The sequence below is a fragment of the Pseudomonas sp. ANT_J12 genome (genome assembly GCF_008370045.1).
GTDB lineage: Bacteria > Pseudomonadota > Gammaproteobacteria > Pseudomonadales > Pseudomonadaceae > Aquipseudomonas.
Map to the genome: position 1 here is coordinate 37,041 of NZ_VOBN01000010.1, position 13,624 is coordinate 50,664.

General features: G+C 61.7%; 16 protein-coding genes. 7 read left to right on the forward strand and 9 right to left on the reverse strand.

Annotated features, from left to right (window positions below):
- Position 1: 1 nt before the first annotated feature.
- Genes FQ192_RS20550 through FQ192_RS20565 form a run of 4 tightly spaced genes read right to left on the reverse strand, consistent with a single transcriptional unit; the run spans position 2 to position 3,012 of the window.
- Positions 2–727: a DUF484 family protein gene (locus tag FQ192_RS20550; protein WP_149660182.1), complete on the reverse strand. Its 726-nt coding sequence runs from the start codon at positions 725–727 to the stop codon at positions 2–4.
- 13 nt (positions 728–740) lie between these two features.
- Complete coding sequence (dapF, locus tag FQ192_RS20555; protein WP_149660183.1) at positions 741–1,571, reverse strand: diaminopimelate epimerase; 831 nt, start codon at positions 1,569–1,571, stop codon at positions 741–743.
- A 4-nt stretch (positions 1,572–1,575) separates the two neighbouring features.
- Positions 1,576–2,823, reverse strand: coding sequence for a diaminopimelate decarboxylase (gene lysA, locus FQ192_RS20560; protein WP_149660184.1), 1,248 nt, complete (start codon positions 2,821–2,823; stop codon positions 1,576–1,578).
- 12 nt (positions 2,824–2,835) lie between these two features.
- The gene (locus tag FQ192_RS20565) at positions 2,836–3,012 is read right to left on the reverse strand and encodes a lipoprotein (RefSeq protein ID WP_149660185.1); all 177 of its coding nucleotides are present in this window, start codon (positions 3,010–3,012) and stop codon (positions 2,836–2,838) included.
- Positions 3,013–3,251: 239 nt separating this feature from the next.
- Between FQ192_RS20565 and cyaY the strand changes: the two genes are divergently transcribed.
- From cyaY to rnk, 3 genes are all read left to right on the forward strand, one after another.
- Positions 3,252–3,584, forward strand: coding sequence for an iron donor protein CyaY (cyaY, locus tag FQ192_RS20570; protein WP_017341439.1), 333 nt, complete (start codon positions 3,252–3,254; stop codon positions 3,582–3,584).
- Between the two features lie 4 nt (positions 3,585–3,588).
- Positions 3,589–3,807: a DUF1289 domain-containing protein gene (locus FQ192_RS20575; protein ID WP_149660186.1), complete on the forward strand. Its 219-nt coding sequence runs from the start codon at positions 3,589–3,591 to the stop codon at positions 3,805–3,807.
- Positions 3,808–4,074: 267 nt separating this feature from the next.
- A complete protein-coding gene (rnk, locus tag FQ192_RS20585) occupies positions 4,075–4,485 on the forward strand; it encodes a nucleoside diphosphate kinase regulator (protein ID WP_149660188.1) in 411 nt (136 codons plus the stop codon).
- A 4-nt stretch (positions 4,486–4,489) separates the two neighbouring features.
- Here the strand turns inward: rnk and FQ192_RS20590 are convergent, their stop codons facing one another.
- From FQ192_RS20590 to FQ192_RS20600, 4 genes are all read right to left on the reverse strand, one after another.
- Positions 4,490–7,336 (reverse strand): class I adenylate cyclase, encoded by a 2,847-nt coding sequence (locus FQ192_RS20590; RefSeq protein WP_149660189.1) that lies wholly within the window; start codon positions 7,334–7,336, stop codon positions 4,490–4,492.
- Between the two features lie 180 nt (positions 7,337–7,516).
- Positions 7,517–7,762, reverse strand: a complete 246-nt coding sequence (locus tag FQ192_RS20595; RefSeq protein ID WP_149660190.1) for a TIGR02647 family protein — start codon at positions 7,760–7,762, stop codon at positions 7,517–7,519.
- 50 nt (positions 7,763–7,812) lie between these two features.
- Positions 7,813–7,962, reverse strand: a complete 150-nt coding sequence (locus tag FQ192_RS34075) for a hypothetical protein (RefSeq protein WP_178129178.1) — start codon at positions 7,960–7,962, stop codon at positions 7,813–7,815.
- Between the two features lie 26 nt (positions 7,963–7,988).
- Positions 7,989–8,273, reverse strand: a complete 285-nt coding sequence (locus FQ192_RS20600) for a hypothetical protein (RefSeq protein ID WP_008024357.1) — start codon at positions 8,271–8,273, stop codon at positions 7,989–7,991.
- Positions 8,274–8,397: 124 nt separating this feature from the next.
- Between FQ192_RS20600 and FQ192_RS20605 the strand changes: the two genes are divergently transcribed.
- Entirely contained in the window at positions 8,398–9,057 is a 660-nt protein-coding gene (locus tag FQ192_RS20605; RefSeq protein ID WP_149660191.1) for a glutathione S-transferase family protein, read from the forward strand.
- Between the two features lie 114 nt (positions 9,058–9,171).
- Here FQ192_RS20605 and argH read toward each other — a convergent pair whose 3' ends face one another.
- Complete coding sequence (gene argH, locus FQ192_RS20610) at positions 9,172–10,566, reverse strand: argininosuccinate lyase (protein WP_123509691.1); 1,395 nt, start codon at positions 10,564–10,566, stop codon at positions 9,172–9,174.
- Positions 10,567–11,026: 460 nt separating this feature from the next.
- On the opposite strand from argH, the gene FQ192_RS20615 reads away from it, so the two are divergent.
- The 3 genes from FQ192_RS20615 (at position 11,027) to FQ192_RS20625 (ending at position 13,617) form a co-directional block, all read left to right on the forward strand.
- Positions 11,027–11,773, forward strand: coding sequence for a LytTR family DNA-binding domain-containing protein (locus FQ192_RS20615; protein ID WP_149660192.1), 747 nt, complete (start codon positions 11,027–11,029; stop codon positions 11,771–11,773).
- 138 nt (positions 11,774–11,911) lie between these two features.
- Positions 11,912–12,853, forward strand: coding sequence for a hydroxymethylbilane synthase (gene hemC / locus FQ192_RS20620; protein WP_149660193.1), 942 nt, complete (start codon positions 11,912–11,914; stop codon positions 12,851–12,853).
- The gene (locus FQ192_RS20625; RefSeq protein WP_149660194.1) at positions 12,850–13,617 is read left to right on the forward strand and encodes a uroporphyrinogen-III synthase; all 768 of its coding nucleotides are present in this window, start codon (positions 12,850–12,852) and stop codon (positions 13,615–13,617) included. The genes hemC and FQ192_RS20625 overlap by 4 nt, the downstream gene beginning before the upstream one ends.
- The last annotated feature ends 7 nt before the right edge of the window (positions 13,618–13,624 follow it).

Sequence of the window (13,624 nt, forward strand, 5' to 3'; positions counted from 1 at the left end):
ATCAGCGTACCGAGCGTAGGGAGTTGTTGACCCGAGGCAACACACGGCCCATGACTTCGGCGATGTAGCTCAGGAACAGCGTGCCCACCGAACTTTTGTAGTGCTGCGGATCGCGGCTGGCGATGGCCAGGACGCCGTGGATGCCTTGATGGCTGATGGCGACGACGGCCGTGGAACCGATCTGTTTGCGTTGTTCTTCGCCAAACAGGAAGTCCAGTTCGTGTTCACGCAGGCTGCCGCTGACGCTTTTGTCTTCCGAGAGCAGGCCGCCGATGGCGGTTTGTGCTTCGGCGTGGGTGACCCAGCGGCCCACCGGCATCGGGTTGTCACCGAGCAGAATCAGGCTGACGAAGGGCACCTGGAAATCCTGGCGCAGACTGTCTTCGACGCTGATCACCACGTCTTCGAGGCTGGCGGCGTCCATCAGCGTGAGGATCAGGCGACGGGTCTTGTCGAACAGGCGATCGTTGTCGCGCGCGACGTCCATCAGGTGCGACAGGCGATGGCGCAACTCGATGTTGCGGTCGCGCAGGATGGTCATCTGGCGTTCCACCAGCGAGATGGTATCGCCGCGCTGGTGGGGAATGCGCAAGGCCGGGAGCAGTTCTTCGTGTTCGACGAAGAAATCCGGATGAGCCTCCAGGTACGCGGCAATCGCCGCCGCCTCAAGGCTTTCGGAAGGGGATTCGTCGGGCTGTAGGGCGGGAACCTGAGGCTTGTCTTTCATGGATTTGGCTCTCTCAAAGACGCACTTGTCCTTCATATACGCGGACTGCCGGGCCGGTCATCAAGACCGGTTGGCCAGGGCCTGCCCATTCAATGGACAGACGCCCGCCAGGCAGGTCGATCAATAGCGGCGAATCCATCCACCCCTGGCTGATCGCGGCCACCGCCGCAGCACAGGCACCGGTGCCGCAAGCCTGGGTTTCCCCGGCCCCGCGTTCCCAGACCCGCAGCTGTGCACGGTTGCGGTCAATGACCTGGAGAAAACCGACATTGACCCGCGACGGGAAGCGCGGATGGTGTTCGATCTTCGGGCCCAGTTCATGCACCGGTGCGTTATTGATGTCGCTGACCCGCAGCACGGCATGGGGGTTGCCCATGGACACCGCCGCCAGTTCCACCGTGTTGCCGTCGACTTCGAGCTGATAGCTCAAGGCCTGGCCTTCGGCTTCGAACGGGATGTCGGCCGGTACCAGGCGCGGCGCGCCCATGTCGACGCTGATCTGGCCGTCGCTGCGGATATCCAGTTCGATGATGCCGCTTTTGGTCTCGACGCGAATCTGCCGCTTGGCGGTCAGGCGCTTGTCGAGCACGAAGCGGGCGAAGCAGCGCGCACCGTTGCCGCACTGCTCCACTTCGGAACCGTCGGAGTTGAAGATCCGGTAACGGAAATCTACGTCCGGGTTGCTCGGTGCTTCGACGATCAGCAACTGGTCGAAACCGATGCCGGTGTGCCGATCGCCCCATTGCTTGGCGTGCTTGGGCAGGATATGCGCGTGCTGGCTGACCAGGTCGAGGACCATGAAGTCATTGCCCAGGCCGTGCATCTTGGTAAAACGCAGCAGCATGGTTTTACTCCGGCAGCAGGCTTTCGCCAGCAAACAACTCGGCTACCGTCTCACGGCGACGCACTTCAAATGCCTGATCACCGTCCACCAACACTTCGGCGGTACGCCCGCGGGTGTTGTAGTTGGAACTCATGACAAACCCGTAGGCACCGGCCGAATGCACGGCCAGCAGGTCACCTTCTTCCAGGGCCAGTTCACGCTCCTTGGCCAGGAAGTCGCCGGTCTCGCAGATCGGGCCGACGATGTCGTAGGCGCGAGCAGCGGTATCGCGCGGGCGCACCGCGGTGACGTCCATCCAGGCCTGGTACAGCGCCGGGCGGATCAGGTCGTTCATGGCCGCATCGACGATGGCGAAGTCTTTGTGCTCGGTGTGCTTGAGGTACTCGACCTGGGTCAGCAGCACGCCGGCGTTGGCGACGATGTAGCGGCCCGGTTCGAACACCAGCGCCAGCTCGCGACCTTCGCAGCGCTCGCGCACGGCTTTGATGTAGTCGGCCACCAGCGGCGGCTCTTCATCGCGATAACGCACGCCGACGCCGCCACCGAGGTCGATGTGACGCAGGTAAATGCCGCATTCACCCAGACGATCGATCAAGCCCAGCAGGCGATCGAGGGCATCGAGGAAAGGAGGCAGGCTGGTCAGTTGCGAGCCGATGTGGCAATCGACGCCCAGCACTTCCAGGTTCGGCAGTTGCGCGGCGCGGATGTACACGTCTTCGGCGTCGGCGATGGCGATGCCGAACTTGTTCTCTTTAAGACCGGTGGAAATGTACGGGTGGGTGCCGGCATCGACGTCCGGGTTCACACGCAACGAGATCGGCGCGCGAACGCCCAGTTCGGCGGCGACCACTTGCAGGCGTTCCAGCTCATCGGTGGATTCGACGTTGAAGCAATGCACGCCGACTTCCAGGGCGCGGCGCATGTCTTCGCGGGTCTTGCCGACACCGGAGAACACGATCTTGTCCGGGCTGCCGCCAGCGGCGAGGACGCGTTCCAGCTCGCCACGGGAGACGATGTCAAAACCGGCGCCGAGACGGGCCAGGACATTCAGTACACCGAGGTTGGAGTTGGCCTTGACCGCAAAACAGACCAGGTGCGGCACGCCGGCCAGGGCATCGGCATACGCCAGGTACTGGGCTTCGATGTGGGCGCGGGAGTAGACGTAGGTCGGCGTGCCGAAGCGTTCGGCGATGGCGGACAGGGCCACGCCTTCCGCGAACAGCTCACCGTCACGGTAATTAAAAGCGTCCATGGCGTTCCCTTATTATTGGTAGACGTCGTGCTTGTGTGCTTTGGAGGCAGGCTGCTTTTGCGAGGACTGGGCCTGCTCGGCAGGGTCCTGGTTGTCGTCAGGCAGGTACAGCGGGCCTTTTTGACCACAGGCCGACACAAGGCAAGCGACCGCGAGGAGCGCGGCAAGGGAAGAGATCAGGCGCTTCATGGCGAAATCCTTGAAAATGCGTTAATTGCGCCGGAGTATACCGGCCACCCGTCAGCTTGCCTATGTAACGCGGCTCCCGTCCGGCGGGCCTTGGATTGAAGTGCGTTCACGGGTCCCGGGTCTTGCGTCGATATTTCATAACGCTACCGGGCGCTTGGTCGTTATCCTTTGCAATCGCCGGGGCTCGCCCGTATCTTGCGGCGCTTGAGCGTGAACAGACACTTTTTGAGGTTCCTGCAATGAGTTTGACCGAAGCCCGTTTCCACGACCTGGTCGATGCCACCCAGCAATCGCTGGAAGACATTTTCGATGAGAGTGACCTGGATATCGATCTGGAGAGCTCGGCCGGTGTGCTCACCGTCAAGTTCGAAAACGGCAGCCAGTTGATCTTCAGCCGCCAGGAACCGCTGCGCCAGTTGTGGCTGGCGGCGGTGTCCGGCGGCTTCCACTTCGACTATGACGAAGAGAGCGAGCGCTGGATGTGCGACAAGAGCGAAGAGCAGCTGGGCGAAATGCTTGAGCGCATCGTCAAGCAGCAGGCGGGCGCCGAATTCGATTTCGAAGGCCTGTGAAACCGTGACTCAGCCTGCACCGGTTCGTCCGCCCAAGCCGCTCTACAGCAACATCAGCCCGTCGGTGCCTTCGCCGTGCAGCGGCGTGTGCCGGCTGGATGAACAGAAGGTCTGCCTGGGGTGTTTTCGCCATGTCGAAGACATCCGCGAATGGCGCTCGGCCGACGACGATCGTCGTCGGGTGATCTGCGCCCAGGCGGCTGACCGCAAAGCCCTGGCGTAAGAGCTTTTGTGGCGAGGGGGCTTGCCCCCGCTGGGTCGCGAAGCGGCCCCAAAAGCTCACGACTGCTTCGCAGCCGAACGGGCGGCAAGCCCCCTCGCCACAGTGTTTCTCCCCGTGTGTCTGAAGCGCCCCTTCCCCTCACTTGTATATTTATTGAGCTGTGATAGTGTCCAGAAACGCCTCAACCCATCGAGGCTCGTGAAAACCCCGCCTTTTTCTGGCGGGGTTTTGCTTTTTTTGTGCAGAAGAAAGGAGTCTGCCCGGATCATGACCGTACCTTCCATCACCCTTACTCGTCTGGACGTGCAACGTCTGGAGCGCCTGATCGACAGCCTGGATGACACGCTGCCGGGCGTTATCGCGCTGCAAACCGAACTGGACCGCGCCGATACAGTGGTCGGTCACGATGAAGTGCCCGCCGATGTCGTCACCATGAATTCCCGCGTGCATTGCCGCGAAGAGATCAGCGGCAAGGACTATCACCTGACGCTGGTGTATCCCAAGGATGCCAATGCCGACGAAGGCAAGATTTCCATTCTGGCGCCCGTGGGCAGCGCCTTGCTCGGCCTGAAAGTCGGCCAGCACATCGACTGGCCGGCACCGGGTGGCAAGACCCTCAAACTGACCCTGCTGGAAGTGGAATCGCAGCCGGCCAATGGCGGCGCCTTTCCGGAATAACGCCTCAGACCTGCTCGAGTGCTTCGTTCAATGCGCGCTCCAGGTCGGCCTTGTAGCGCAGATACAAATTGCTTGAACTCTGCCCATCACCGAGCAGGCCCGACAGGTCCAGGTCGGTGATGTAGCAGCGGTAGCGCTCAATCTCGCGGCGCTGCTCGACGATTTCCCGGGCGACCACGGTAAACAGCTGATCGCCATACTCCAGTTCCGAAAACTCCCGCTGATTGCAATACAACGTGACCTGCACCTGGCCCGGTGCGGCTTTGCCGATGATCGCCTGCACGTCGTAGAACGGCTTGTTGACCGGGGTTTGCGGCGCTGGCCGCGCTTCGACCCGACGTGCCCGGCCAGGGCCGGACGGCAATAGTTGGTAATACAAAGTGTCGAGGCTCAACGGCTGGGCGGCGTCCATCGGCAACAAGGCGTCCCGGCGATACAGGATCGATTGCAGGAAACGTTGCAGCGGCACCAGCAGGCTTTGCTCGTCGTGATACGGCAGGCGTTGCTGCCACAGCGCGTTGAATTCATCCAATACGTACAGATCGGCCTGCTGCTCGGTGATCCGGTAGAACACCTGGATGCACTCGGGCTGACCCATCGGCAACAGCAACGCGAGGTCCTGTTCTTCGAGGGCCATCGGGTCCAGGTGCAGCGGGCTGTAGCTCGCCAGCTCCTCGCCCAGGTAGTCGAACAGCGCCGGCAGGGTGGCGAGGGCGACGTGGTTGACCTGGCCGGGCACCAATTCCAGCACGTGGTAATGCTGCTGCACCTGAATCAGGTAGCGATGGTTGAGTTTGCTCAACAGCAGGTTCTGCGCGGTATCGAGGATTTCTTCGACCCGCCGCGCAATGAATTGCGCGCGGTTGTGGCAGAAACAACGGACCCGCAAGCGCGGCTGTTGCGGCCCTTTGGGCAGGTTGTTGAGGTAATCGCGCAGGCAGTCGAGCAGCGCGTGCGGCCCGTCGTAGCGGCTGACCAGCACTTCATTCCAGCTATTGAGCGTGACCTGATCCAGGGTCAGCACCAGGTTTTCCCGCACGCCGGCGTAACTCAGGGAGTCGGTGCGCTCGGTGGTCATCAGGATGTTGAGGTCACGATGGTGCTTGAGCGGATCGACGCCGACGTTCACCAGGATCAACACTTCGCCGGGCACGCTGGGGCGCAACAGGGCATCTTCGGCGACGGTGGTCAGGGGCAGGGCGATGCTCTGCTGCAGGCTGCCGAGCAGGTTGAACAGTTCGAATTCGCTCAAGTCGCTGGTGCCGGGGTGCAAGGCCAGGCGGGTGCTGCTGTCGATCACGCCATTGCGGTGGCACCAGGTCAGCAGTTCCAGCAACTGACGGCTGCGCTTGATCGGCGCGAAATGCTCCCACTCGTGGGCGGTCAGGCTGCCGTTGTACAAACCCCATTGGGTTTGCCCCGGTTCTTTCTTGTTTGGCGCCTGCACCAGGGTCAGGGTGTCTTCGGCCAGGTCCGGGGCGATGCCCGGGTTGATGAATTCGACCTTGTCGGCCTTGCGCTCGAACGCCGCGTACAGCCGCCGGCCCAGCACGTTGAGGTCGCGCTTGTTGATCAGGCTGACAGTTTGCTCGGTGCGGGCGAACTGGGTCAGGAAGCGGTAGCTGTAATTCAGTTCGTTGACCAGCGCCCGGCGTTCGGCGCTGACCTGGCGGACTTTCCACTGGCTGCGGCTGTCGAGCAACGCCAGTTGCCGTTGATCCCAATGCCATTCGCTGGCCAGGCGTTCCAGCAGCGAGCGCTGCCAACTCGCGGTGCGGCTGTTGCTGCCGGTGAGCTTGCGATTGACCTTCAGGTACAGCGCACGGCGCACCAGTTCCAGGCGTTCGGGTTCGCCACGAGCGGTCAGGTATTCCTCGATGCGCCGGTAGACGACGATGTATGGGTCCAGCTCATCGAGGTCCAGCCGATTGGCGAACACTGCCTGTTTGAAGCGCAGGCTCAGGCAATGGACCTTGGGGTGTTCGCTGGCGTAGACCTCGATCAGCAGCAGTTTAAGCACCGACTTGTAGGGCGATTCGATGCCCTTGAACAACTGCCAGAGCCCGGCGCCGATGAACTCTCCCGGCGGAATGTGCGCCAGATGCCCCAGGTCCAGGGTTTCGTCGGCGCGGATAAAGCGCTTGGACAGCAGCGTGTGGGTGTATTGGTGATAACCCGTCTCTTCGTAGACCGGCACCAGCCACCAGATCGGCGTGCGGCCAGCGAGCCAGATCGCCGTGCGATAGAACTCGTCCAGCAGCAAGTAATGCTGGGTGGTGCCGCAGTCTTCCGAACTCAGTTGCGTATCGCGCTCGCCGTGCATGAAGCGGGTCGGGTCGATCAGGAAAAAGTGTGCCTCGGCGCCCTGGCTGGCGGCCCAGGCTTCGAGCAGTTGGCATTTCTTGCGCAGTTCGACGAGTTCGCTTTCGCTCAGATCCGGGCCGTGGCACACCCACACGTCCATGTCGCTCTGGTCGGCCTGGGCCAGGGTGCCGAGGCTGCCCATCAGGAACAGGCCATGAATCGGTCGTGGCGGATTGCTGCCGTGGCGCGGCTTGTAGGAAAACGAACGGGTCAGGCGCTGGGCTTCGGCGAGGGTGTTGGCGTCGGGCTCGTAATTCGACAGCCCGGCCGGCGCGCTGCCGGACACGTAACCCGGCAGCAGCGGGTGATTGACGTGGAAAAACAGCGGCAGCAGGGTCAACACCCCTTGCTGGCGCGTCGACAACCCTTCCATGGCGCGGGCCGTGCGGCCTTCGTTGAGCTTCAGGAAACGGGCGCGCAGCTGGCTCAGGACCTTGCGGTCGATGCCTTCGTCCAGGTCGGGGCGGATTTCATGGGTTCGGGTCATGTCAGCTCAAACCGGCTCGCGAAGCTCGGACGTAGGGTCTGCGGATGAGGGGCAGTTTAGCGCCTCGGCCCCGGGACTTTTAAGCTGTATTTGTTTTTTGGCGCCAGATTTCTATCGCGAGGCGACAAGCTGCCCGCGGAAATCCCGTCACAGGGGTTTCCGTGGGCGATGCGGTGAGGTTTAGGCTGTTTCCCGAACGCTCAGAATGGTCAGAACGGTTTGTACATTTTGCGCGGCGTCACGACCCAGGCTGGTCAGGTAACCGCCATCGGGCTGGTCGATCAGTTCTTTTTCGTGCAGGCGTTTAGCGGCGGCAATGTGTTTCGGGGCAGCGGTCTGATGAATTTTCAAACCTTCCTGGGAACTGTCCAGGTTGAAGAGTGCAAGGACTTCCAGTTCGGCAACCAACTCAGGGGTAAGCGACATAAGGACTCCAGACTTTCTAGGAATTGGACGACAGCGCCCCTAAGGTGAGCTCACTCGTGCGGCATGTCCAGTGCTGGCAGCAGGGTTTTTTCGCCTTGGGATCCGTTCCCCGATAACGGGGTGTTGTAGGAGCAAGGCTTGCCCGCGATTGCCGCGCCGCAATCTGTCAGATGAACCGTGTAATCGTTCATCGCGGGCAAGCCTCGCTCCTACAGGGGGGCGGTGCTTACTTTTTTTCTGGTGGCAATTCAGGAAGTGCACGCAGGGCGGCTTCGTACCATTCGGTATTGAACGCGCGGTCTTCTTCGAGGATCGCGTCGATTTCCACCGCCAGCACGTGGGCCATCAGGTTGAGGATTTCTTCGCGCTCGTAACCCACCAGGGTCAACTTGTTGAAGGTGGCCTTGGCGGCCGGCGGGTTGTCGCTTTCGATCTGGTTTTCAATCGCTTCGATCAGGGTGTTCTCGGTGAATTCTTCTTCGTCGCTATCGATATCAGTCGGCTCGCTCATGGCAGGCTCCTCAAGTTAAGGCGGGCAGTTTACCCGCATTCAGCGCCGTGATGCTGCTGGCAAGAAACGCCTGGGCGTTCTATAAACAGGCACTGCCCACCCCGCACGGCCTGGAGGCTTTGTGATGCTCAAGCTTTATGGATTTTCCGTCAGCAACTACTACAACATGGTGAAACTGGCGCTGCTCGAGAAAGGACTGCCGTTCGAGGAAGTGCTGTTTTACCCGTCCCCGACCCCCGAGGCGTTGGCCATCAGCCCGCGTGGCAAGGTTCCGGTGCTGGGCGTCGAACAGGGTTTCGTCAACGAAACCGCCGTCATTCTTGAATACATCGAGCAAACCCAGAAAGGCACGCCGCTGCTGCCGAGCGATCCGTTCGAGCGCTCGCAGGCCCTGGCGCTGGCCAAGGAAATCGAGCTGTACATCGAGTTGCCGGGCCGCGCCTGTTATGGCGAAGCGTTTTTCGGCTCGCCTGTACCGGATGCGATCAAGGACAAGACCAAGGCCGAATTGCTGCTGGGCTTTGCGTCGCTGGGCCGCCACGGCAAGTTCGCCCCGTACGTGGCGGGCGATAGCCTGAGCATTGCCGATTTGTATTTCCTCTACAGCGTGCCGCTGGCCTGTGCGGTCGGGCAGAAGCTGTTCGGGATTGATCTGTTGGCCGAAATGCCGGCGGCCAAGGCGCTGCTGGAGCGTCTGGAGCAAAACCCGCATGTGCAGCGGATTGCGGCGGACAAGGAAGCGGCGATGCCAGGGTTTTTGGCGATGGTCGCGTCCAAGAAGTAGGGTTTGTGTAGCGCATCCGAAATTGCATTCGCGGGCAAGCCTCGCTCCTACGCAGGTACAGCGCGACCTGTGTAGGAGCGAGCGGTGCGACGATTCGACTTGCCCGCGAAGCTTTTAACGGCTGGCGAGCAATGCCTGACCGCGCACCACGGCTTTCTTGACCTGCGCCGGCGCAGTCCCGCCGATATGGTCACGGGCATTCACCGAGCCTTCCAGGGTCAGCACGGCAAATACGTCCTGATCGATCTGGTCGCTGAACTTGCGCAGTTCTTCCAGGCTCATTTCCGCCAGGTCCTTGCCGCTTTCCACACCGTACTTCACCGCATGGCCAACGATTTCGTGGCAGTCACGGAACGGCAGGCCACGGCGTACCAGGTAGTCCGCCAGGTCGGTGGCGGTAGAGAAACCGCGCAGCGCCGCTTCGCGCATCATGGCGTGCTTGGGTTTGATCGCCGGGATCATGTCGGCAAAGGCCCGTAGCGAGTCGCGCAACGTATCGGCGGCGTCGAACAGCGGCTCTTTGTCTTCCTGGTTGTCCTTGTTGTAGGCCAATGGCTGGCCTTTCATCAAGGTCAGCAGGCCCATCAGCGCGCCGAACACACGGCCGGTCTTGCCACGCACCAGTTCCGGCACGTCCGGGTTTTTCTTTTGCGGCATGATCGAGCTGCCGGTGCAGAAGCGGTCCGGCAGATCGATGAACTGGAATTGCGCGCTGGTCCACAGCACCAGTTCTTCGGAGAAGCGCGACAAGTGCATCATCGCAATGCTCGCGGCCGAACAGAATTCGATGGCGAAGTCACGATCCGACACGTTGTCCAGCGAGTTGCCGCCGACGGCATCGAAGCCCAGCAGTTGCGCGGTGAACTCACGGTCGATCGGGTAGGTGGTGCCGGCCAGCGCGGCGCTGCCCAGGGGCATGCGGTTGGTGCGCTTGCGGCAATCCACCAGGCGCTCGTAGTCGCGGCTAAGCATTTCGAACCAGGCCAGCATGTGGTGCCCGAAGGTCACTGGCTGCGCGGTTTGCAGGTGGGTGAAGCCCGGCATGATGCTGCCGGCTTCGCGTTCGGCCTGCTCCAGCAAGCCTTTTTGCAGGCGGGTGATTTCGGCGAGGATCAGGTCGATCTCGTCCCGCAGCCACAGGCGGATGTCGGTGGCGACCTGGTCGTTACGGCTGCGGCCGGTGTGCAGCTTTTTACCGGTCACGCCGATGCGATCGGTCAGGCGCGCCTCGATGTTCATGTGCACGTCTTCGAGGTCGATGCGCCAGTCGAACTGGCCGGCCTCGATTTCACCCTGGATGGTCTTCAGGCCATCGGTGATGCTGTCGCGCTCGGCATCGGTCAGCACGCCGACCTTGGCCAGCATGGTGGCGTGGGCGATCGAACCCATGATGTCGTGGCGATACAGGCGCTGGTCGAAAGTGACGGAGGCGGTGAAGCGGGCGACGAAGGCGTCGACGGGTTCACTGAAGCGGCCGCCCCAGGACTGATTGGTCTTGTCAGTGCTCATGAATTCGCTCGTATCGGCTTGAAGAAGGTTGGCGTTTAACGCTGGGGCGGATAATAACAGGGTTGCCAATCCTGTCGCTGACACTGGTCGATACGTTTTTTTCTCATACGCCGGCCCATACTCGGGGTATCGCCAGAAGGCGTTGCGCAACGATATTTTTCAATTGAGCAATATCACGCCGGCAACCGTCTACAGTTGGACAGTAGGATCAGCGCACTTCTGTGCGCTGGCGCTGCCTATAAAAAAAGGGGGTGTTCGTATTGTGTATCAGCAAACCCTACGGCGATGCCTCGCCAACGCGGGCCCGGGCCGCCAATCGCCCCGCAGATGAAAATTTAGCCGCCGGTCTCGCGGCACTTTTTGGCCCTCGCGCCAGTCTTAGCGTGGATCGCGGTGACGGATGTCACTTCACCTGTCTACGCTATCCTTGTGCGAGACTCACGCAGGAATCCAGCGCAATATGAATGTCCTGATCGTTGATGACGAACCCCTAGCCCGCGAGCGCCTGAGCCGAATGGTCGGTGAACTCGAGGGATACAGTGTCATGGAGCCCGGTGCCACGAACGGCGAAGAGGCGTTGGCGCTGATCGACAGCCACAAGCCGGATATCGTGCTGCTCGATATCCGCATGCCGGGCCTCGATGGCCTGCAAGTGGCTGCGCGATTGTGCGAGCGTGAAACGCCGCCGGCCGTGGTGTTTTGCAGCGGCCCGGATGAATTCGCCGCCGAGGCCTTGCAGGCCAGTGGCGTGGGTTATCTGGTCAAGCCGGTGCGCACCGAGTTATTGCTCGAAGCCTTGAAGAAGGCCGAGCGGCCCAATCGCGTGCAACTCGCCGCCCTGACACGCCCGGCAGCCGAAACCGGCAGCGGCCCGCGCAGCCACATCAGTGCCCGCACCCGCAAAGGTATTGAACTGATCCCGTTGGGTCAGGTGGTCTATTTCATTGCCGACCACAAATACGTGACCTTGCGCCACGAAGGCGGCGAAGTGCTGCTGGACGAGCCGCTCAAGGCCCTGGAAGACGAATTCGGCGACCGCTTCGTGCGTATCCATCGCAACGCCCTGGTCGCCCGCGAACGCATCGAACGCCTGCAACGCACGCCCCTGGGGCATTTCCAGTTGTTCCTCAAGGGCTTGAACGGCGATGCGTTGATCGTCAGCCGTCGTCATGTGGCCGGCGTGCGCAAGATGATGCAGCAGCTTTAATCCGCCGTTCCCAGGCGGACTCCACACCCGATTGCCGGACGTCGAAGGCCAGGGAGGCCAAGCAGTTCCTGATACAAGTCAAAGTGGATTTGGCTGAGCTGTTATTATCCGCCGTATCTATTCAGTACGGATTGATCCATGTCCTCTCGCGAAATCCGCATCGCCACCCGTAAAAGTGCGCTGGCCCTCTGGCAGGCCGAATACGTCAAAGCTCGTCTTGAGCAAGCCCATCCAGGCCTGTTGGTGACGCTGGTGCCCATGGTCAGTCGCGGCGACAAGCTGCTCGACTCGCCACTGTCGAAAATCGGCGGCAAGGGCCTGTTCGTCAAGGAACTGGAAACCGCGCTGCTGGAAAACGAAGCCGACATCGCCGTGCACTCGATGAAAGACGTGCCAATGGACTTCCCCGAAGGCCTCGGTCTGTTTTGCATCTGCGAGCGCGAAGACCCGCGCGACGCTTTCGTTTCCAATACCTATGCCAGCCTCGATGAGTTGCCCCAGGGCAGCATCGTCGGCACGTCGAGCCTGCGCCGTCAGGCCCAGTTGCTGACGCGCCGGCCGGACCTGGAAATCCGCTTCCTGCGCGGCAACGTCAACACACGCCTGGCCAAGCTCGATGCCGGCGAATACGACGCCATCATCCTCGCTGCGGCGGGTTTGATTCGCCTGGGCTTCGAAGACCGCATCACCTCGGCCATCAGCGTCGACGACAGCCTGCCGGCCGGTGGCCAGGGCGCGGTCGGGATCGAATGCCGCAGCGTCGACACTGAAATCCACGCCTTGCTCGCACCGCTGCATCACCAGGACACCGCCACCCGCGTCACCGCCGAACGTGCCCTCAACAAACATTTGAATGGCGGCTGCCAAGTGCCGATCGCCTGCTACGCCGTGCTTGAAGGCGAGCAGATCTGGTTGCGCGGGCTGGTGGGCGATCCGAGCGGTGGCCTGCTGCTCAATGCCGAGGCCCGTGCGCCGCGCAGTGACGCCGAATCCCTGGGTGTGCAGGTCGCCGAAGACCTGCTGAGCCAGGGGGCCGGTGACATTCTGAAAGCGGTCTACGGCGAGGCAGGTCACGAGTGAATGGCTGGCGTCTGCTGCTGACGCGCCCCGCAGATGAGTCGGCGGCGCTGAGCAGCGTGTTGGCCGAGAGCGGGATTTTCAGCAACTGCCTGCCGCTTTTGGAAATCGAGCCGATTGCCGCCTCTGACACAATGCGCGCGGTGATCCGGGAGCTGGATCGCTATTGCGCGGTGATTGTGGTCAGCAAGCCGGCGGCCAGGCTTGGCGTTGATCTGCTCAGCCAGCAGTGGCCGCAGCCACCTCAACTGAAATGGTTCACCGTAGGCGCCGCGACCGCGCAAATCCTTGAAGATTTCGGGCTCGATGTGAGCTTCCCGGTCGATGGCGATGACAGCGAAGCCTTGCTTGAACTGGCGCAGTTGCGCGAGGCTGTCGCCCGGCCTGATCCGCGTGTGTTGATCATGCGCGGGGAGGGTGGCCGCGAGTTGCTGGCCGGGCGTTTGCGTGAGCTTGGTGCTAGTGTCGAGTATCTGGAGTTATACCGTCGTGGCTTGCCGAGCTATTCGACGACTGCGCTGCCGGACCGGATCGAAGCGGAACGCTTGAACGGGCTGGTGGTCAGCAGTGGACAGGGTTTTGAGCACCTGCACCAGTTGGCCGGCGATGCCTGGCCACGGTTGGCGCAGTTGCCGTTGTTTGTTCCAAGCCCAAGGGTCGCCGAGCTGGCACGTGCCGCCGGGGCCCAAACAGTTGTGGATTGTCGTGGCGCCAGTGCCACGGCTTTGCTGACGGCGTTACGGGAGCAACCCGTACCCGTTCTCTAATGCAAAG